The sequence below is a fragment of the Methylomonas sp. MgM2 genome (genome assembly GCF_054172045.1).
This window is the reverse complement of sequence record NZ_JBSYXO010000093.1, coordinates 1-1,288: the sequence shown is the minus strand read 5'-3', so window position 1 is coordinate 1,288 and position 1,288 is coordinate 1. Positions and strand designations below refer to the sequence as shown.

The 1,288-nt window shown below is 62.5% G+C and carries 1 protein-coding gene; it reads left to right on the top strand.

The annotated features are described in order from the left end of the window. Nucleotides 1-1,288 (top strand): condensation domain-containing protein (locus ACW73I_RS23010; RefSeq protein ID WP_458031843.1); only part of this gene is annotated, 1,288 nt, incomplete at both ends.

Sequence of the window (1,288 nt, the reverse complement as noted above, 5' to 3'; positions counted from 1 at the left end):
TCTCAACTGGACCCATCGAGCACGGCCTACCACATAGCCGGTGGGGTACGTATCACCGGCGAACTGGACCGCGCGGTGTTGACGCAAGCCTTTAATGTGTTGGCGCAGCGTCACGACGCATTACGGAGCGTGTTTTATGCCGTCGACGGCCAACCGCGTCAGCGGATAGTACCGGACTTGGAATTGGCTTTAGCGTTTCACGATTTCAGTGCGCTAGCCGACGACGAGGCCCGGGCGCAAGCCGCACAACTGGCCGAGCAATCAGCCCGCACCCCGTTCGATCCGGAACGCGGCCCGCTATGGCGAGTGCTGCTGGTACGCCTTCCGGTACAGCGCGGCCGAGCTTGCCACGAGCTCAACTTAAGCTTGCATCATTTGATTGCCGACGGCTGGTCGTTGAACCGCTTATTGGCCGAGTTCGCCGAACTCTATGGCGCGATTCAAGGCGGCCGTGAGGCGCGCTTACCGATCTTGCCGATTCGGCATGCCGACTTCGCCGCCTGGCAACGCCATTGGCTGGAAGCCGGCGAAGCCGAACGCCAGCTGGCCTACTGGACCGAGTGGCTGGGTGGCGACCAACCCGTCATCGAACTGCCTTACGACCGCGCCCGCTCGGCCGAACCCGGCCAGCGCGGCGGCCGCGTCCCCTTCGTCTTGCCCGAAACCGTCAGCCTAGCCATCCCAACCGTGGCGCAACGACACGGCGTCACCCCGTTCATGCTGCTGCTGACCGCCTTCAACGTGCTGCTCTACCGCTACAGCGGCCAAAGCGACTTGCGCATCGGCCTGCCGCTGGCCAACCGCAACCGTCCGGAAACCCAAAACCTGATCGGCTACTTCGTCAACACCGTGGTCTTGCGCAGCCGGATTAACGCGCAAAGCGGTTTCGATCATCTGTTGCAACAAACCAAACACACCCTGTTGCAAGCCCAGTCCCATCCCGACCTGCCGTTCGAACAACTGGTCGACGCCCTGCAACCCGAACGCCGGCTCGGACAAAACCCCTTATTCCAGATCCTGATCAACCACCAGCAAACCGACGTCGGCCTGTTGGCGCAGCACCCGGACTGGCAAATCGAAGCATTGGACCGCGACAACGGCGCCGCCCAATTCGACTTGAGCCTGGATACCTGGCAAGACAGCCGAGGCCGCATCGGCGGCTTCTTCACTTATGCTTGCGACCTGTTCGACGCCGCCACCATCGAGCGTTTGGCCGAGCATTACCAAACCCTGCTCGCCCAACTCCTGGACCAACCGCAGGCAGCGATCGCCGCTCACCGCCTGCTGA